This is a genomic window from Exiguobacterium sp. s166, assembly GCF_018618855.1.
Taxonomy (GTDB): Bacteria; Bacillota; Bacilli; order Exiguobacteriales; family Exiguobacteriaceae; genus Exiguobacterium_A.
Map to the genome: position 1 here is coordinate 310681 of NZ_JACSMU010000002.1, position 18838 is coordinate 329518.

Here is an 18838-nt window from a genome sequence, read left to right on the forward strand (position 1 = left end):
CTTAGTATACCACACATCACCTGATTTCGACTATGCTATATTAAAAGGAAAGGAGATCCATCCATGCATCCAATCGAACAATTTGCCTTTGAATTCAACGTCCAACATGACTATTTCGAATGCCACGAAGTACTTGAAGAGCTGTGGCAGGCCGGGCAACGGCAAGATGAATCCCTCGTCGCCTTGATTCAGCTCGCCGTCGCCCGCTATCATCATCGCCGCGGCAATGTACAGGGAGCGATGCGGACCTACCCGAAAGCTTTCCAAAAACTCGAACGGCATGCCGGATCACTGTCCGCCCAAGGAATCGACGTCCCCCGTCTGCTTGCCTTACAACCAGTGTTCATGCAGCCGGACTACGAGCATATTCCGTTACCCCTCGCACATGACTTGGACCAACGGATCAACAGTCTGCCGATTGAACAGTTGCAGGACCTGTCGTTCTTGCGACATAAACACGTCATGCGGGACCGGCAGGATGTCATCACGGCACGACAAGCGGCACTTGCCGCGCGGCAGAAAAAATGAAAAACCGGTCCGTAACTACATGGACCGGTTTTTATTGATTTTTCCATTTCTCAACAAGTCGACTCGTTTCGTCCGTTGCACCCGTGATTTCTGTCCGCAACATCTTTTCGGCTGCATCCAGTAACATATACGACATCCGTTCCCCGCGGAACGATGGCGACAAGGCGATATGTTTCAATTCAGCGTGGCCATCCACTAATTGAAATCCGATGATGCCGATAAAATCTTCATCCTGTTTATAGAGATACAACTGTTGATTCTCGTCTTGTTCATAGGTTTGAACCGTTTCAAGCAAATACTTCGGATCCTTCACTTCGCACGAAAAAGCGATTAACCCCATCGCGGTCCGTTCATTCAACTTTTTATATTTTACTAGCATCTGATTCTACACCTTCCTAGTTTCAACAACTCTCAGGAACATGATCAACTGAGACTTATTTATTCTACACCTTCTCGACCTGAAATGCTTCACTTTTCGTCAAATCCATCAAAAAAGCGGACTCCTGTAAAACAAATGCCTCTGCCCCATTTCAAACAAGACCTCCCTGTCCGGTGACAGGGAGGCGCGCTTTTTAGACGATACTGTTTTACTTCGAATCTTCCAGTACTTTAATGAATTCGCGCATATAGTCCGGTAAATCCGGTGGACGACGGCTTGAAATGATGTGTCCGTCAACGACGACCGGTTCATCATGCCACGTTGCTCCGGCATTTGTCATATCATCTTTGATTCCCGGTGTACTCGTGACATTGACACCATTCAAGACACCTGCTGAAATCAGAACCCATCCGGCGTGACAAATCTGACCGATCGGTTGTTTCGTTTGGTCAAAATGACGGACCATGGCGAGGACGGAATCAAACCGGCGCAATAGATCGGGTGACCAGCCACCCGGTACTAAAATCGCATCGTAATCTGCCGGATTGATTTCGTCAAACGTTTTGTCCGACACAATCGGGACACCATATTTTCCGATGTATTTTTCATCGGCCTTCTCACCAACGATGTCGACCGTGGCGCCCTCTTCGCGTAACCGGTGGACCGGATACCACAGCTCTAAATCTTCAAAATCATTACTGACAAGTTGGATGATCTTTTTTCCTGCTAAACGCATGATGCATCGCTCCTTCGTTTTTCGGTTCTGTTGTCACTTCCCGTATTGAACGAAAAAAAAACTCCCCTTCTTTCATCAAAGAAGGGAAGAAATCACTTACGCTTCGACACGAATTTCTTTAATGCCAGCGCCTTGCTTCATTTTTGTCGCATGTTCAAGACCTGATGTCACTTGTCCGAAAACTGTGTGCACGCCGTCGAGGTGTGGTTGCGGCTCATGAACAACGAAGAATTGGCTTGATCCTGTGTTACGACCTGCATGTGCCATTGAAAGTGAACCGGCTTTATGCTTGTGCGGGTATGATGTTGACGTTTCACACGGAATCGTCTTACCTGATCCGCCTGTACCGTTTCCGATCGGGCAACCGCCTTGTGAGACGAAACCAGGGATGACACGGTGGAAGTTCAATCCATCATAGAAGTTCGAGTTCGCAAGGTTCTCGAAGTTTTCTGTTGTGATCGGTGCATCGTCGTTAAACAGTTCAAACTCAATTTTATTTCCGTCTTCCAATAAGATATATCCAGTTTTTTGCATCGTATACCAACCTTTCGCGCTTTTCAGCTGTGGTGTTCGCCACGACATTCGCGGCTCCGTTACCTAGTGTATCAAATCTTTACAAAAAACGCAGGTTTTTTACTCACTCGACCGCGGATTCGAGAATTTCGAGCACAACCGTTTCACCGGCAGTAACCGATGCCTGAATGCCGTTCGGTAACGGGAAGACCGGATCCGTATGTCCGAAGTCTGCCTCAAGCACAATCGGGAAGTCATATCCACGGGTCGCCCGCAGGAGGATGTCCTTCAGCGTGAAATCCGGATCAAACTCGACTTTTCCGTGAAAACGTCCGACGACAATCCCCGAAATCTTTTCATACGCCCCGAGATGACGCAGTTGCGTAAAGTACCGGTCGATCGTCGCCGGTGTCTCACTTTCATCATCCTCAAGCATTAAAACAGCACCGTCGAACGACGGCATATACGGTGTCCCGGCAAGCAACAGTAGCGTCCCGAGATTGCCGGCGATGATCGGTCCTGTCCCTTCTCCTGCGCGGGCGACGACGTATCCGTCGTTGACGACATGCGTCCGTTTCCGGTCATCGTTGATGTCCCAGCGCAAGCCTTCATCCGTCCATTCATCCGATGCTTCGATTTGACCAATCGGTCCGGTCTGCATCAACGTTTTTTCAAACCACTTCTGCGTATATGCATCCAGTCCGTGCAGTTGACCAAACTGCGGTAAGATCGCGGGCCCGACGAACGTCGTCAAACCGGTTTTCGTCTGGATGCCGGAAAGCAGAGCCGTAATGTCACTGTACCCCATGAAGATTTTCGGATTATTCCGAATCAAGTCGTAATCGAGTTCATCGAGCAATTGATGTGAGTTAAAGCCGCCGATCGTCGCAATGATCGCTTTGACATCCGGATTTCGGAATGCCATATGTAAATCTTGAAGCCTTTCCCCGATTGTTCCTGCCGTATGACTGTAGATTACTGTCGTATTCGGCATCACGAGGACTTGAAAGCCCATCCGTTCAAGCGTCTCGATCCCCCGTTGCAGACGACGCGGTACGTACGCTGCGACAGCAGAAGCCGGTGAAAGAATCGCAATCGTATCCCCGACATTTAATTGAGCTGGTTTCATCTGTTTTCCCCCCTCACGTTATTGTTTTTACTATACCAAAAAACAACCGACTGGGAAAGAAACCCAGACAGTTGTCAGAAAAAACCTTATTGAATGACCGCGTGAACGAGCGGACGTGCTTCCGGCTTCGTATCACTAATATGATAGGCATGATCCATTTTTTCGATCGCTTGATCGAGTGTTTCTTTGTTCGAACGGAGTGTCGCGATGACATCGCCGACTTCGACTTTGTCGCCGACTTTTTTGAACAATGTAACGCTTGCTGCGTGATCGATGACATCCGTTTTCGTTGCCCGGCCTGCACCGAGAATCATTGCTGCGACACCAACTTCATCGGCAATGATTTCTGAAACGTATCCGGCTTTCGACGCGACGAAATCTTTTTCGAACTTCGTTTCGAGTGCTTTTGACATATCATCGACGAGTGAGGCGTCGCCGCCTTGCGCTGCGATGAACTTCTTGAAGACGTCGAGAGCTGCTCCGTTTGCGAGACGTGTCTCGAGATCCGCGTATGCTTCGTCAAACGTCGGGTAGAACTCACCAAGGACTGCCATGTGTGATGCAATCGTCAAGGCGATGACTTTCAAATCGCGCACATCTTTCCCTTGGAGCACTTCAATCGCTTCCTTGACTTCGTTCGCATTTCCGATTTCGTTTCCGAGCGGCTGATCCATGTCCGTGATGACGGCAATCGTCTTCCGGTTAACACTTTTCCCGATTGATACCATTTCTGTTGCAAGTGCTTTCGCGTCTTCAAATGATTTCATGAAAGCGCCTGAACCCGTTTTAACGTCAAGGACGATACTGTCCGCACCGGCTGCAATTTTTTTCGACATGATTGAGCTTGCGATCAATGGAATCGAGTTGACCGTCGCTGTTACATCACGTAACGCATATAATTTCTTGTCAGCAGGTGTCAGGTTGCCCGTTTGTCCGATGATCGCCATCTTGATGTCATTGACTTGTGTCACGAAAGCTTCTTCCGATAACTCGACATCAAATCCAGGGAACGCTTCGAGCTTATCGATTGTTCCGCCTGTGTGACCAAGACCACGTCCGCTCATCTTCGCGACAGGAATTCCGATTGACGCGACGAGTGGCGCGACGATCAGACTGATTTTATCGCCGACACCGCCTGTTGAGTGTTTGTCGACTTTTTTACCGTGGATGCGTGATAAATCAATCACGTCACCTGATTCGACCATCGCCATCGTTAAATCCGCGATTTCGCGGTCTGACATGCCTTGATAGAAAATCGCCATCGACATCGCTGACATTTGGTAATCCGGGATGTCACCGTTCGTGAATCCTTCAACCATCGCTTTAATATCGGCTGTTGGTAACTCGCCGCCGTCTCGTTTTGTTGCAATCAAATCTACCATACGCATAATAAGTTCCTCCTCAGGGGGTCGTTCGTATTTTATCGGGCTTCAATTCTTAATCTTACATTTTTTTGATCGAACCGCGGACAAGTGACAGGAAGTGCGCACGGACACGTTCCGTCGTTTCCATGACTTCGTCGTGGTGAAGCGGTTGATCGAGAATGCCGGCTGCCATGTTCGAGACACACGAAATACCAAGCACGCGCATATCCGAGTGACGGGCGACGATGACTTCCGGAACTGTCGACATACCGACGACATCTCCACCGAGCAACCGGGCGAGTTTTACTTCTGCCGGTGTTTCGTAGGTTGGACCTGTATTGCCGAAGTAAACGCCTTGACGCACTTGAATACCAAGTTCGTCTGCTGTTTCTTGGGCAAGACGCAACAATTCAGCGTCATACGGCTTCGACATATCCGGGAACCGTGGTCCCATCTCATCAACGTTTTTGCCGATTAACGGGTTTGTGCCGAAGAAGTTGATGTGATCCGTGATCAGCATCAAATCTCCCGGTTCAAATGCTTCGTTACACGCACCGGCTGCATTCGTGACAATCAGTGTTTCGACACCGATTGCTTTCATGACACGGACCGGGAAGGTAACCATTTCCATCGAATAGCCTTCATAGAAATGAAAACGTCCTTGCATGGCAACGACTTGTTTGCCTTCGAGCGTTCCGAAGACGAGCTGCCCGGCATGACCTTCTACTGTCGAGACCGGGAAGTTCGGGATATCGCTGTAAGGAATCGCAATCGGATTTTCGATGTCATCCGCCAGGACACCGAGTCCTGAACCGAGAATCAAACCGATTTCCGGTTTCGCCTGCATTTTGCTTTCTAAATACGACCGTGTTTCATTCCAATTGACTGTCATCTGAATCGCTCCCTTAAATTAAAGTTCTGACAAGAAACTCGTACCGTGCGCCGGCAGCTTCACGTTGAAGTTATCGGCAACTGTTGCTCCAAGGTCGGCAAACGTCGAACGGATACCAAGATCTTTTGCAGCCCCGTTTTTCGAATAGACCAACAGCGGAACGTACTCACGGGTATGATCTGTTCCCGGATGGACCGGATCATTGCCGTGGTCTGCTGTGATGATCAATAAATCATCTTCCTGCAGGCGGTCAAAGACTTCCGGCAGACGGGCATCAAACTCTTCTAATGCCTGACCGTATCCTTGCGGGTCGCGACGGTGACCGAACAACGCATCAAAATCGACGAGGTTCAAGAAGCAAAGTCCTGTAAAGTCACGATCGAGCTGGTTGACGAGTTGATCCATACCGTCCATGTTCGATTTTGTCCGAATCGCGTCCGTGACACCTTCACCATCAAAGATATCTGCAATTTTACCGAGCGAGATGACATCAAGACCCGCTGTTTCGAGTTCATTCATGACAGTCCGGTCAAACGGCTTCAGCGCATAGTCATGACGGTTTGAAGTCCGGACCCATGCTCCCTGCTCACCGAGGAACGGACGGGCAATGATTCGACCGAGCATATACGGGTCGTCGCGTGTAATATCACGGGCATACTCGCAAATCCGGTAGAGTTCTTCAAGCGGAACAACTTCTTCATGCGCTGCGATTTGAAGCACGGAGTCTGCTGATGTATAAACAATCAAAGCACCGGTCTCGACATGTTCCTGTCCAAGTTCATCGAGAATTTCTGTTCCGGATGCCGGTTTGTTCCCGATGATTTTTCGGCCCGAGAATGTTTCCAGGCGACCGATTAAATCTTCCGGGAATTTCTCAAAGACGCGGAACGGCGTGTCGATCCGCAAGCCCATGATTTCCCAGTGACCAGTCATCGTATCTTTTCCGGCTGAAACTTCTTCCATCTTCCCGTAAGAAGCAAGTGGCGCAGCATCTGCTGATATACCTTGAACAGGTTCGATATGCGACAGACCAAGCTGAGCGAGATGCGGCATATTCAGACCATCACGTTGTTCTGCGATATGCCCGAGTGTGTGCGCACCAAGGTCACCGAATTGTTCTGCATCCGGTGCTTCTCCGATTCCTACCGAATCCATGACGACTAAAAATACGCGTTTGAATGGTTGAGCCATATTAAAATTCCTCCTATATGCTTATTACTAAATATAAATCCCGTTAGAATTTTCCCGTAAATGGACTAGACAAAACACCCTATTTGTCTGAAGTCAGACCTTTTAAGCGTAAAACCATCATGCACGGGGATGATGGTTCTTATAGACATCATGCAGCCTGGCTTTATTGACATGTGTGTACATTTGCGTCGTCGATAAATCGGCATGCCCTAACATTTCCTGAACGACACGCAAGTCTGCTCCGTTCTCAAGAAGATGGGTCGCAAACGAATGACGCAAGACGTGGGGAGTGATGTCTTTTTCAATTCCCGCTTCTTTTGCCCGGCGTTTAATCATCTTCCAAAAACCCTGCCGCGATAAACGATCGCCGCGACTGTTGAGGAACACATAATCCGTTTGCCGTCCACCGAGACTGTTGCGGGCCAGCTCAAGATAAGTCGAGACGCTGTCAATCGCTGTCTGACTGATCGGGATAATCCGGGTTTTGTTACCTTTTCCAAGACAGGACAAGTAACCAAGTTCAAGTTGCAGATCACTCAGTGTCAACTGTAACAATTCACTGACACGCATACCGGTTCCGTAGAGCAATTCAAGCATTGCTGCATCCCGTCGGACAAGCGGATCATTTCCGACGACCGAATCAAGCAAACGGACGATATCGGTTTGACTCCAAACGACCGGCAGTTTTTTATCCGGTTTCGGCAAATCAAGATGACGTGACGGATCATGGCGGACAATTTGACGTTCCACTAAAAACTGATGGAACGATCGAATCGAGCTCGTCGACCGCCGGACCGTCGACCGTGATTTTTGCGCCTGTAACAAGGATTCAATATGAAGGACAATATGGTGGCGTGTGACTTCTTCCGCGGACGAAATCCCTTGCTGTTCAAGCGTCGTCAAATACTGGTTTAAATCATTTCGATAAGCAGCTGCCGTGTTCGCTGACATCTGCCGCTCAATCACTAAATAGTCGATAAATGTCTCCAGTTGTTGCCTCACTGAACTCATCCTCTATCATTAAGAAATCGCTTACTTTCCAATCATATCAAAGGTGTAAACCGTTGTGAAGAGGTCTGACCTATATTTTTCAAAAAGAAAAACCGTCCCCTTTTTGATGAGGACAGTCAGACGGTTTGTGTTTGTGATTGTTCCAGTGCTTCGCGTGCATGCCGCTCCTGGCAAACGCGACATACACCATGGAACGTCAAGCGGTGATCTTTGATTTTAAATTGGAAACGCGTGACGATTTCTTTTTCGACTTCTTCTAACATATCATCTAGGATTTCCTCGACAGATCCGCATTCGATACAGACGAGATGATGATGCGAATGGCTCGCACCTTCCTGCCGTAAATCAAATCGGGATACGCCGTCTCCGAAATTGACTTTATCAACGACTTCAAGCTCCGTTAATAATTCAAGTGTCCGGTAGACCGTCGCAAGTCCAATGTCTGAGTTTTTTTCTTTGACCAATAAAAAGACATTCTCTGCACTTAAGTGGTCCGACTCATGCTCCAGTAAGATCCGTACGGTCGCTTCACGTTGGGGAGTCAGCTTATATCCTTTACCGCTCAGCTGTTTTTTAATGCGTTCAACACGACTTTCCATCATAGCGCCCCCTTTGGTCGAAACTGATGGTTTTATCATAGCCGATAATCTACTGTTTTTCAAATTAAAATGATTATCAACTGAAAATCATTCGTTTTAGAATGATTTTAATGTACGAATGTGCCAATGCTGAATCGCCATGATCGTTTTGGCATCGACAATCGTCCCGTCTGCGACAAGTTCAAGTGCCCGTTCAAGCGCCAACGTTTGGTTCTCCAAGAATTCATCCGGATCGAGTTGGCGTTGTCCCGCAGTCAAACCCGTTGCTTCATAAATATGTACGCGTTCGCTGCAAAAACCGGGTGCTCCGTAAAAATCAAACACATGCGTCAGCTCATCTGCCGCGTATCCGGTCTCTTCCTTCAATTCACGTCCTGCGCACTCTTCCGGATTTTCCCCTTTTTCCAGTTTTCCGGCCGGGATTTCAATCGATAATTGTTCAAACGCTTTCCGGTATTGCTCGACGACTAACAAATCTCCCTTTTCGTCAAACGCAATGATTGCGACTGCGCCGTTATGATAGACCAATTCACGGACAGATGTATTACCGTTCGGAAGACTGACGACATGTTTCTCGACGTTAAAGACTTTTCCTTCATAAATAACTTCCCGCTCTAATGTTTTTTCTTCCATCATAGACACCTCTTCTAATCGAATTTCTTCTCTTTCACAGTATGCCTGTTTTTTGATTCCCGTTGCAAGTCTGTTTCCTTTTCCTACGGAATGCCCATTCCTTACAAATCCATCCGGGAACATCCTGTATCAAATATGCTAAACTGATACACAGTAGCACTAGTCGAAAGAAATGAGGGATTGATATGACACTAGGTTTAGGTACGATGACGATTTTAAAACGGGGTCAAGAGGAAGCAACCGAGATACTTCGGACAGCGCTCGACGAAGGCATCGTCCACTTCGATACAGCAGATGTCTATGCCAACGGCGCAGTCGAGTCACTGATTGGACAGACTTTTTCACCGGAAGATCGCAGCCGGATGTTTTTGGCCTCAAAAGGCGGCAACCGGATGAATGATACGGGGACCGGCTGGACATGGGACCCGAGCTACGACTACCTGAAAAAAGCGTGTATTGAGAGTCTGAACCGTCTCGAAACACCGTATCTCGACCTCTATTATGTCCATGGCGGAACGATGGACGATGATTTGGACGCTTCAATTCGTGCCATGAAAGACTTGCAGGAAGAAGGACGGATCAAAGAATACGGCCTCTCGTCACTCCGTCCAAACGTCATCAACTATTGGCTTGACCATAGTGATTTCAGTTATTTGATGACACCTTATTCTCTGCTCGACCGACGGATTGAAGAGTTGTTGCCGCGACTTCAAGAGCGAAACATTAAACTCGTTGCCCGCGGACCGCTCGCCAAAGGTCTTCTGACTACAGAGAGCACGTCTCGTCTTCAATCGGTCGACCGGTTCGAACAGTACGATAAGGAACAGCTGGAACACATTTTATCGACGTTACAAGACTATCCCCTCCCGGCCATGGCACTGCAAGCCATTGATCAACAAGCTGATATCGTGCTGCCGGGTGCGTCAAGCGTGTCGCAACTGCAGTCGAATCTGCACGCGATGCGGGAACCGTTGACGGCTGAACAGATTGCGCATGTCTTATCACTTCTTCCCGTCCATACGTATACAGAACACCGGTGAGGTTTGATTTTTTCAACAGCAGGGAAACTTCTTCTTTGTAACGTTATTACAGAGGAGGAGTTTTTATCATGTCAAAAATTTTAATCGTATCTACAAGTGCTGACGAAATGAACGGCCATAAAACCGGTTTATGGTTCGAGGAGTTTGCTGCACCATATAACCTGTTCAAAGAAGCCGGTCATGATGTCACGGTCGTTTCGGTCAAAGGCGGCGACGTTCCGATCGATAAGGCATCAATGGTGAAAGAAATCCTGCCTAAATTCCAGGAAGCACGCCGTGCCTTACACGACACGACGCCACTTGCGGATGTAGATGCTGCATCATTTGATGCTGTTTACTTCCCAGGCGGTCACGGGGCAGTCGTCGATTTCCCGAATAATCCGCTCGTCGCAGGTGCAATCGAAGCGATGGTCAAAAAAGACGGTATCGTCGCATCCGTTTGCCACGGTCCTGCTGCCTTTGCCCACGTTACGATTGATGGCAAACCATTCGTATCAGGTCGTCAAATCAACGGCTTCACGGATGAAGAAGAAAAATCAACAGGACTCGAAGACAAAGTTCCGTTCTTACTTGAAACTACATTACGCGGTGAAGGGGCAACCTTCCTGACTTCCGATGCCGGAAAAGAATTTGCTGTCATCGACGGTAACGTCATCACAGGTCAAAATCCTGCATCAAGTGAAGCTGTCGCTAAACTCGTCATTGCTAAACTCGCAACCGTCTAACTCAATCCTGCAAGTGAAAACCCCTTTCCGGTGTCTGCACCGAAAAGGGGTTTGTTGTTTTTACTTTATAGTAAAACCCGCTCATACGCTGCGATTTCACGACTCAGTTCTTCAAGTTTCTGTTTTTGTGTTTCGTATTGTGGTGTCAGCTCGAGATGTTCCTGCTCTAAACTCGTTTGTTCCGCCGGAGTGAACGCACGGGGAACAACCCGTTCCCGCCGGTACCACCGTTTTGGGATAATCGTCGGTTCCGGCCCCGTCTTCAGGAGATGACCGACCTGATTGTATGCCGACCGGACTTCTTCAAACTGATCTTTGACAGATGGATGCTCCTGACGCAATTGTTTGAGGCGTGTCGCGACGAACGGTTGCGACTTCAGCACCAGCTGTTGTTTAATCGATTGCTTCAGAATCTGTTTGACTTGTGACCGTTGTACATCTGATTCTGCTTCGTCTGCTACGATTTCAAGATTCAGCTCTCCCGCTTCATCTAAAATCTGTTCCATTTCCTCAAACGATAACCAGACCAACTGTTGCGTGACAAACCGGTCAATCAATCCGGATTCTTCATAATAGTCACCGATCTCTCCGCCTAATTTCAGTTCTGCGACGGCGTAATGCACTTGATGTTCAATCATCTCATCCGTGACTTCATCCAACCATTCTTCATAATCTGTAAATACACTCACGTTCGTAGTCCTCCTCTAATCCCTTTACAATTCATTTACTGTACCATATCGTCTGTCTCGAATGCTCTTTTGACGACGCAAAAAAACAATCCCCTGTTTTGACAAAGGATTGATGACATCACTGTATGGTTCAGACATTCGTCTGACTTTTCTTTATTTCCTCCATCGCCCAGTCACACCAGTCGAGATAATTCAGCATCATGCGTAAGCCGTATTCACTCGTCAAGGTTTCCCCGAGCGTTGCCCCGTTTTCTAAATGATCTTTCCGCCACACCTTCATCATATCGACGGCAAACTGATGATGTCGCTTCGATTCCTCCAAATACAGAATCGCTTCATCCGGCGGCAAGAGATGCAATAATGACACCCGCATCAAATTTTCATCTTTCATCTTCGGCTTGAATTCGCTTGGTGCACGCAACCAGGCGACAAGTGCCGTTTGACCGGCTTCCGTAATCGAATAGACTTTTTTATCCGGTAAGTCTTCTTGGACGATATAGACGCTCGTCACAAGCTGATCGTCTTCCATCTTCAATAATTCACGGTAAATTTGTGTATGATGCGCCGTCCAAAAGTGTGTCATCTGTTTTTTGAACGTCGTACTTAAATCATATCCGGTCGCTTCTCCTTGAGTTAGCAGTCCGAGCAATGCAAATCGTAACGCCACTGGCTGCACCTTCTTTCATCAAATGTATATATTGTTAATTATCTCAAAGAAATGTCCATTATGCTACTTTTTGCCTAGCTTTACCACAAAAAAAAGACGAAAGGACTTCCGCAGAAAATAGCGTGACCGTCCTTTCGTTACATTTGTTGTACACGATATGCTTGAATCCCTTCGCTCACACGTCTAAAGTATGCAAGCGGATGCGGGACGAATTGATTTCGCCGGAGGATTTCTTGATCAACTGTCTCAAACGTTTCTGCTGTCCCGTCTGCCAGTCGTACAAATTCAGAAAATGGTAAGGCGATCAATCGACTGACCTCTTCTGTTTGCAGGACATAATGTTCGAGCGGCATTGGTGAATCCGCCAGGAACAGATGGACTCGTTCACGATCTTTCAAGTCCCCTACTATCAACTCTTCCAGGAAAACGCCAAGGGGGAACAACTGATTAAACTGCCGGACAAGCCCAATCTCTTCTTTGAGTTCGCGGATTCCATCCCTTGGCGTCTCACCTGCGAGCAGATGTCCGGCAGCCGTGATATCAATCAAATCCGGAAAATCCTTTTTCTGCTTCGCCCGTTGCTGTAACAAAACGTGTCCTTTGTCGAGATCAATGACAAAGCAATGAAACGTTTCATGCCATAATCCATCCCGGTGTACCGTTTCCCGGGTCTCCGGATACAGCCGCTGACCGGATGAATCGACGACCATCAACTGTTCCGATTCACTCATCGCAACACCTTCGACGCTTGATAAAACCGTTCGCCGACTGTGTACAATTCAGCAATCAAAAAGATGACGGCAATCCAAATGATGGCGCTTGGGAACAGTAACATTGCAGTCAGGAAAAGAAATCCTTCCGTCCGTTCGACAAGACCCGGCTGATACTGAAATGATTTGAATCCGTAATTATCGCTGACTGCACCGATTGCAAGAAACATCGTCATACCGATGACGAATGAAGCGACGAGTAATAAAATAACGACCTGCGTCTCCGGAAAGCGCAGGGCAATACCAATCAGGACGGATAATTCCACGATCCGGTCGAGGACTAAATCAAGAATCGTTCCGATCGGCGTTGTTTTTTCCCGTCGTGCCATCGTGCCATCGACGACATCAAGCGCTCCCGACAGCCATAATAATAAAATTGCAATTCCCATCATATCGTTATAGACAAAGAAACCGGTCGAAGCACCGATGATGCCGGAAATGATTGTCACTTGGTTGGCTGAAAGCCCCATCTTCTTCAATAATGTCGCCATTTGCTCAAAAAGGGGCTGGACGACTTTTCTGGCGCGCGTATCTAACATGCTACCCCTCCTTCCTCACAAGATAAGCTGTCACTTTCTCATTGAACGTCTCTGTCGTTTGAACGACAAGCCGCTCTCCCGTCTGGCGTTCAACTTCATAAAATCGAACACCGTACTGTGTCAGCTCTTTCGTAATCGTAACACGTTCCTGTAATCCGTTCGTCGGTCTTAAGACCAACTTCACTTCGGATAACGGATACCACTCTCCGTCCAGATACAATCCGTCACCAAAAAATGGACTTTTTTGCGCTAATTCAATCGGATGTCCCTGATCAATGATTTGTCCCTGTTCCATGACGTAAACATAATCCGCCATCGCCATCGCTTCCTCACGGTCATGCGTGACAAGTAACGTCGTCACACCTTCTGCGACCGTTAAGCGCCGAATCAGCGTCCGCAGTTCACGGCGGCGTGGTAAATCAAGACTTGAGAACGGTTCGTCAAGCAACAGGAAATTCGGTCCGCTTGCCAAAGCCCGTGCAAGACTGGCCCGTTGTTGCTCTCCGCCGGATAATTCATGGACATAGGCATCGGCCCGCCCTGTTAATCCGACTTTGGTCAACCACTCTTGGACGTCCTGTTGACGACCTGTCGCCATACCAATCCGGATATTTTGTCCGACTGTCAAATGAGGGAACAGTAACGGACGTTGGAACAACATCGTCACCCCCCGTTGATTTGGAGCAACGTGCGTCATGTCGGTTTCACCGAAACGAATGATACCGCCTGATACTTTCTCAAGACCTGCAATCAATCGCAGCAGCGTCGTTTTCCCGCTTCCACTCGGACCAACAAGTGCAACACATTGACCGGACGGAATGTGTAAATCAATCGCCTGCAGGACTTGTTTTTGGCCAAATCGTTTATTGACGTGCTGAATCGTAACGTCCATCTAACAGCCTCCGAACTACTTGCACCCATCCTTCTAATAAAATGAGTTGCACAAAATAAATCAAAAAAGGTAAAACCAATAACCAAATCGTCGCTTCTTTAGCGGCAACCAAGGAATTGCCGGAATAGAGCGGAAACGCTTCAAGGGCAATCATTTGAACGACTCCGCCCCCGATTAAGGTAACGAGCGCATACTGACTCAAGGCGATGACCGTTACAAGTAACGTGACAGACTGGATCGCAGAACGCATCATCGGTCCTGTCAAAAAAAGAAACCGTTTCAACCGGCTTGGTTCAATCAACACCATTTGCTCCATCATCTGTTCACCCAGTGCTTGAAACGCATTCGTATACATCCGGATCGTGTACGGTAACGTCGGAAGCAGTAAAACCAACAGTACACCGATAAATTGATCGGCGAGCCCTAACCGGATCCACGTCAGATAGAGACCAAACGACAATAATAACACCGGCAGGAAAAGTGGCAAACTGATCAACAGTTCCATATACCGGATGAGTCGTCCCGCCCGAAACGCAATCGCCTTTCCTGTGACATAACCAATCAAATGATTGAGCAATGTCAAGACCGCAATCATTGAAACCGTTGTCGTCAACGTTTCGAATAATCGCGGGTTCCAGGTCCAGGTCGACGGAATCAATCCGAGTAACGGAACGAGTACTAGCAATCCGATTACTGCTGTTATTGCCCTTCTCTTCATTCTACCCGCCCCTTACTGATCCGCTCCGTTAACGGACGAATCGTACGTGTAAAGATCACTAACAGCAAAAATAAGATTCCGGTCAAAAGAACACTGATGGCAAAGGCTTCCGGTTGACGGGATAAATCCCCTTGCGTATATAAATCAAACGCATAGACGCCAATCAGCTTCGGATACGTCACACCGAGCAGCGCCGGGACTTCGTAAGCAAATAAGGTAAAGGCAAAAACAATGAACGCTGCCTCGAGGACAGGAAACAGTAAAAATACGCCTTTTCCATGCCAAAACCGTTTCAGTCGCGACAGCCCGAGCATTAATCCGAGTTCTTCATACCGGTGATCAAGGCGCCGGTAAACCGGTAACAAATAAAAAAAGACAAACGGAATTTCTTTGTAGAGATACGTCAGGATGATGCTGAATTGATTCACTTCATGCGGACTGATGACCGGTAAATCACTCAAATAAAGGATGGCCAAATAGGCGGCGCCAAGATGGGGTAAAAATAACGGAACGGCCAAAACCTGTGCCGTCCATCCCGTTTGTTTGGCAAAAAATCCAGCCAGCCAGGCCCCGATCAATACAGACAGTATCGTACTGCTGACTGCCACGTATAAACTAATTCCAATACTTTCCAAAAATACCGGATCTCGGAACAATCGACTGTAATCTCTCCAAGTCGTCATCGACAGACTGACGAAAAGACCATAGCCGACCATACCGGTAATCAGCAACGTGGCAGGCCAGGCATTACCGCGCCACACGTTCCGGCCAGTCTTTCCGGATCAAATCAAAGAATGCCGGATCCAGTTCCGCACGGACTTTGCCGTCGAATGCTGCCGGTTTCGGTGTTGACGCAGCTGCCGGAACGTCTTCAAATGCCTGTCGTTCCGTTGAGCTTACTGTCGTCAAATCTAAACTTGTTCCGTCTCCCCAATACGTGCCATCAAATTTCTTGAGTTGAGCATCCGGCGACAACAACGTGTTGATCGTAACGAGTGCTCCATTCGGATTCGGCGCATTAAACGGAATCGACAGGAAATGGGTCGAAGCGATCGAACCATCGGTCAAGACGAGCGGACGTGTCTCTTTCGGGAATGTCCCTGACTTCACTTCCTGTTCCGCCCGGCGTTCGTTGAAGCCCATCGTGAACGCAACACTTCCTTTAGCGTACAACTGGTCAAGCTGTGCCAGTGTTTTCGGATACGTTTTGCCCTCTTTCCATAAATAAGGCTTCAGTTCGTTTAAATACGCCCAGGTCTTCTTAAAGTCTGCTTTCGGATCTTTTAACGTTTCTTTTGACTCCACCCCATACATGACATGGCGGACGAACGCATTCCCCGTAAAGTCCGTCACTTCCGGATACGTGAATTTGCCCGGATTTTCTTTCACCCAACTTTTGAGTTCCTGGAGGTCCTTCGGTGGGTTCGCGACACTCGCCTTGTCGTAATGGAACGTATATTGAACTTTTCCCCATGCCGCTTCCAAATGATCGGTCGGCGTCCCGCTGTCTGACCCTTGTGCCTGTGGATCGACATATTTCATGTTTGGCAACACTTTCGTGATCTCACCGTATAACAAGCCGTCCTTTTTCGCATTCCGGAAGTTGTCGCCGTTAATCCAGACGACATCAATTACGCCCGTTTCTTTCCCGGCTTTCTTTTCCGCCCGGAGCTTTTGAATCAAATCGGCTGTTTCAATCGGAACCCGCTTCAGCGTAATTTTATGCTCTTTTTTTACTTTTGGTGCCACGTATTCATCGATATAGGCATTGATTCCCTCATCGCCGCCCCACATATACATCCGGACAATCGTTGCGTTTGCGTCCTTTTCAATCGATGTATAGGAAGAACCTAATACTTTTTCCTGAACCGGTGCTGTTGGAGACGCACATCCGGCAAGAAGCAGGCCTGTTGCTGCGATTGCAGTCATTTGTTTTATCATGTGTGAAAATCCCCTTTATTTTTTATCAAAGCCTGACTTACCAAGCCATTCAATGACCCGCGGAAACAATCCGTAGGCTTTTGCCGAACCTTCCATCCACAAAGGTGCATTGACCTCGCGTTTTTCGCGGATGATGGCCCGGGTAACCGTTCGTGCTAATTTTTCTTTCGACAACACGATGCTCGCAACGTTATTTTCGTATTTCCGGCTGAGATCCGCCCGAACAAAAAATTCCGTCGCAATCGGGCCAGGATTAACGGTCATGACATGAAGCCCCTTCGGCCTCAGTTCAAGACGCAAAGCATTGGAAAACTGATATAAGGCGGCTTTTGTCATACAATAAATCGTCGACTTAGGTGTAGGTAACTTCCCTGCCTGACTTGCCACGTTGACAATCATGCCATGTGGACGAAACAGCGGGAGACAGGCTTTCGTCAATCGAATCGGCGTCAGGACATTGACCCGGTTCATTGATTCGATGGTCTCAATCGTCGTCTCCTCTAAAAAACTGAACTCCCCGAACCCGGCATTGTTGATTAATACATCAATCATGCCATATCGTTCAGCTATTTGATCAGCCAGACGCTCCGGTGAATGTTCTAAATCATAAACCACGTATTCCGCTTGAAGTGTCTTTGCAATCTGTTGCAACCGATTTTCCCGCCGGGCGACTAAGATTAAGTTCACCCCCTGCCGGTTCAGCTCGTATGCAAGAGCTTCCCCGAGTCCACTGGAGGCACCGGTCAAGATGACCGTTTTATTCATGAGATTCATGTTCACTGCCCTTTCGCGTATACCGTAAAATTCCGTCCTGTTTTTCGACAAGGATCTGTCCACTGGCCACGAGGTAGTCGAGGCGGGCTTTCATCTCACTCATGACGAGCGGGAACGATTTCTTTAAACGGTTTCCGTACGTCACTTGTGCGAGTTCAAACAGCGTTTTCGTACCTACGATATGCTTCAGCAACTGTTCGCCGCGCGCTTTACGTTGCAACAAACGTTCTTCAATCAAGGACGGAACATCGCGAATCGGCTCACCGTGTCCGGTGTAGGCAATCTCGATCCGTTCTCCCTGCAGTTTGCGCAAAGAGCGCATATAAGCGAGAACCGGCCGTTTCATGTCCGATTCATCTCCGGGTTGCGGTTGCTCGAGCAACGGATTCGGTTCGACACGCGCCAGCAGATGATCTGCTGCAAACAGAACTCCCGACTGACCGAGAATACCGATTTGATCGCTCGCATGTCCCGGCAGTTCAATGACTCGATAGGCGCCTGACGTCGTAATCGCGTCCCCTTCTTGCAGGACATGATCCAGTTGTCCCTTCCCGAGCCATTTCAAAGCGGATAAATAACTTGGTAAAAGCGCCCGTATTTCGTCCGGCACACCAAACGACAAGGCCAATCGTTGCAGGAAATCATCCCCCCTGCTCAAAAACGCTTGATCTTGTTCTAAGTAGGGTCTTAGTCGGGCATGTCCATAAATCGGAATCCCCTGTTCGGAAAAACGATAGGCAAGCCCGGCATGATCCGCATGGTGGTGCGTCACGATCACTTTATCGAGCATCGAAACCGTCACTCCGATTTTCCCGAGACCATCTTGCATCGCTTGCCAGGCTTGATCCGTATCCGGACCACAATCGATTAAAATGGTTTCCGTATCGGTCCGTAGCAGATAACAATTGATATCTCCGACAGGAAATGGTGTCGGAATCGGTAACGTAAAGATTTCATCTTCTTGTCGCATCGGTAAACCCCTCTTCTCTCTGGATGGTTTCCTTCATTATAGAGAGAAAGAAGCGACAGCGGCAAACTTTGTCGCCCTCAAATCACTAAAGTTCTAAAAAGAATACGGCTGACGACAGCATTTGGATGCAAAAAGAAG

General features: G+C 48.1%; 23 protein-coding genes. 3 read left to right on the forward strand and 20 right to left on the reverse strand.

All coding sequences use genetic code 11. From position 1 onward, the window contains the following. Positions 1–63 precede the first annotated feature (63 nt). On the forward strand, positions 64–528 hold the full coding sequence (locus KNP93_RS05990; RefSeq protein ID WP_214853906.1) for a DUF309 domain-containing protein: 465 nt from the start codon (positions 64–66) through the stop codon (positions 526–528). A gap of 31 nt (positions 529–559) precedes the next feature. On the opposite strand, the gene KNP93_RS05995 is transcribed toward KNP93_RS05990, so the two are convergent. The 10 genes from KNP93_RS05995 to KNP93_RS06040 all read right to left on the reverse strand — a co-directional run bounded on the left by KNP93_RS05995 (position 560) and on the right by KNP93_RS06040 (position 8975). Further along, positions 560–907 (reverse strand): GNAT family N-acetyltransferase, encoded by a 348-nt coding sequence (locus tag KNP93_RS05995; protein ID WP_026828814.1) that lies wholly within the window; start codon positions 905–907, stop codon positions 560–562. A 208-nt stretch (positions 908–1115) separates the two neighbouring features. After that, the gene (locus KNP93_RS06000) at positions 1116–1643 is read right to left on the reverse strand and encodes a type 1 glutamine amidotransferase domain-containing protein (protein ID WP_131973139.1); all 528 of its coding nucleotides are present in this window, start codon (positions 1641–1643) and stop codon (positions 1116–1118) included. 96 nt (positions 1644–1739) lie between these two features. Beyond that, entirely contained in the window at positions 1740–2177 is a 438-nt protein-coding gene (locus KNP93_RS06005) for a peptidylprolyl isomerase (protein WP_012369909.1), read from the reverse strand. A gap of 103 nt (positions 2178–2280) precedes the next feature. Next, positions 2281–3285, reverse strand: a complete 1005-nt coding sequence (locus KNP93_RS06010; RefSeq protein WP_214853908.1) for a S66 family peptidase — start codon at positions 3283–3285, stop codon at positions 2281–2283. Positions 3286–3371: 86 nt separating this feature from the next. Continuing rightward, on the reverse strand, positions 3372–4673 hold the full coding sequence (locus tag KNP93_RS06015; protein WP_114596253.1) for a pyrimidine-nucleoside phosphorylase: 1302 nt from the start codon (positions 4671–4673) through the stop codon (positions 3372–3374). Positions 4674–4728: 55 nt separating this feature from the next. After that, entirely contained in the window at positions 4729–5541 is an 813-nt protein-coding gene (locus tag KNP93_RS06020) for a purine-nucleoside phosphorylase (RefSeq protein ID WP_026833469.1), read from the reverse strand. Positions 5542–5559: 18 nt separating this feature from the next. Further along, positions 5560–6732 (reverse strand): phosphopentomutase, encoded by a 1173-nt coding sequence (gene deoB, locus KNP93_RS06025; protein ID WP_188005288.1) that lies wholly within the window; start codon positions 6730–6732, stop codon positions 5560–5562. A 117-nt stretch (positions 6733–6849) separates the two neighbouring features. Continuing rightward, positions 6850–7734 carry a site-specific tyrosine recombinase XerD gene (xerD, locus tag KNP93_RS06030; RefSeq protein ID WP_114596255.1) on the reverse strand — a complete coding sequence of 295 codons (885 nt, stop codon included), beginning with the start codon at positions 7732–7734 and terminating at the stop codon, positions 6850–6852. Positions 7735–7859: 125 nt separating this feature from the next. Then, on the reverse strand, positions 7860–8342 hold the full coding sequence (gene fur / locus KNP93_RS06035; protein ID WP_026828821.1) for a ferric iron uptake transcriptional regulator: 483 nt from the start codon (positions 8340–8342) through the stop codon (positions 7860–7862). A 96-nt stretch (positions 8343–8438) separates the two neighbouring features. Next, on the reverse strand, positions 8439–8975 hold the full coding sequence (locus KNP93_RS06040) for an NUDIX hydrolase (RefSeq protein ID WP_131973142.1): 537 nt from the start codon (positions 8973–8975) through the stop codon (positions 8439–8441). Positions 8976–9160: 185 nt separating this feature from the next. Between KNP93_RS06040 and KNP93_RS06045 the strand changes: the two genes are divergently transcribed. Both KNP93_RS06045 and KNP93_RS06050 read left to right on the forward strand, forming a co-directional pair. Beyond that, positions 9161–10015, forward strand: coding sequence for an aldo/keto reductase (locus KNP93_RS06045; protein ID WP_131503041.1), 855 nt, complete (start codon positions 9161–9163; stop codon positions 10013–10015). Between the two features lie 68 nt (positions 10016–10083). Continuing rightward, positions 10084–10740 carry a type 1 glutamine amidotransferase domain-containing protein gene (locus KNP93_RS06050; RefSeq protein ID WP_131503042.1) on the forward strand — a complete coding sequence of 219 codons (657 nt, stop codon included), beginning with the start codon at positions 10084–10086 and terminating at the stop codon, positions 10738–10740. Positions 10741–10805: 65 nt separating this feature from the next. Here KNP93_RS06050 and KNP93_RS06055 read toward each other — a convergent pair whose 3' ends face one another. The 10 genes from KNP93_RS06055 to KNP93_RS06100 form a co-directional block, all read right to left on the reverse strand. Continuing rightward, the gene (locus tag KNP93_RS06055; RefSeq protein WP_214853910.1) at positions 10806–11429 is read right to left on the reverse strand and encodes a hypothetical protein; all 624 of its coding nucleotides are present in this window, start codon (positions 11427–11429) and stop codon (positions 10806–10808) included. Between the two features lie 130 nt (positions 11430–11559). After that, positions 11560–12096, reverse strand: a complete 537-nt coding sequence (locus KNP93_RS06060) for a PadR family transcriptional regulator (RefSeq protein ID WP_026828826.1) — start codon at positions 12094–12096, stop codon at positions 11560–11562. Between the two features lie 137 nt (positions 12097–12233). After that, positions 12234–12827: an NUDIX hydrolase gene (locus KNP93_RS06065; protein WP_131973143.1), complete on the reverse strand. Its 594-nt coding sequence runs from the start codon at positions 12825–12827 to the stop codon at positions 12234–12236. Beyond that, on the reverse strand, positions 12824–13405 hold the full coding sequence (locus KNP93_RS06070) for a CDP-alcohol phosphatidyltransferase family protein (RefSeq protein WP_026828828.1): 582 nt from the start codon (positions 13403–13405) through the stop codon (positions 12824–12826). The genes KNP93_RS06065 and KNP93_RS06070 overlap by 4 nt, the downstream gene beginning before the upstream one ends. Position 13406: 1 nt before the next feature. Further along, positions 13407–14297, reverse strand: a complete 891-nt coding sequence (locus tag KNP93_RS06075) for an ABC transporter ATP-binding protein (RefSeq protein WP_214853913.1) — start codon at positions 14295–14297, stop codon at positions 13407–13409. Beyond that, the gene (locus tag KNP93_RS06080; protein WP_214853916.1) at positions 14269–15015 is read right to left on the reverse strand and encodes an ABC transporter permease subunit; all 747 of its coding nucleotides are present in this window, start codon (positions 15013–15015) and stop codon (positions 14269–14271) included. Before KNP93_RS06080 ends, KNP93_RS06075 begins: the two co-directional genes overlap by 29 nt. Next, positions 15012–15776 carry an ABC transporter permease gene (locus KNP93_RS06085; protein WP_214853919.1) on the reverse strand — a complete coding sequence of 255 codons (765 nt, stop codon included), beginning with the start codon at positions 15774–15776 and terminating at the stop codon, positions 15012–15014. The genes KNP93_RS06080 and KNP93_RS06085 overlap by 4 nt, the downstream gene beginning before the upstream one ends. Continuing rightward, the gene (locus KNP93_RS06090) at positions 15763–16956 is read right to left on the reverse strand and encodes an ABC transporter substrate-binding protein (RefSeq protein ID WP_214853921.1); all 1194 of its coding nucleotides are present in this window, start codon (positions 16954–16956) and stop codon (positions 15763–15765) included. The genes KNP93_RS06085 and KNP93_RS06090 overlap by 14 nt, the downstream gene beginning before the upstream one ends. 15 nt (positions 16957–16971) lie before the next feature. Beyond that, a complete protein-coding gene (locus KNP93_RS06095; RefSeq protein WP_214853924.1) occupies positions 16972–17730 on the reverse strand; it encodes an SDR family NAD(P)-dependent oxidoreductase in 759 nt (252 codons plus the stop codon). Then, positions 17714–18700 (reverse strand): MBL fold metallo-hydrolase, encoded by a 987-nt coding sequence (locus KNP93_RS06100; RefSeq protein ID WP_131503050.1) that lies wholly within the window; start codon positions 18698–18700, stop codon positions 17714–17716. Before KNP93_RS06100 ends, KNP93_RS06095 begins: the two co-directional genes overlap by 17 nt. Positions 18701–18838 lie beyond the last annotated feature (138 nt).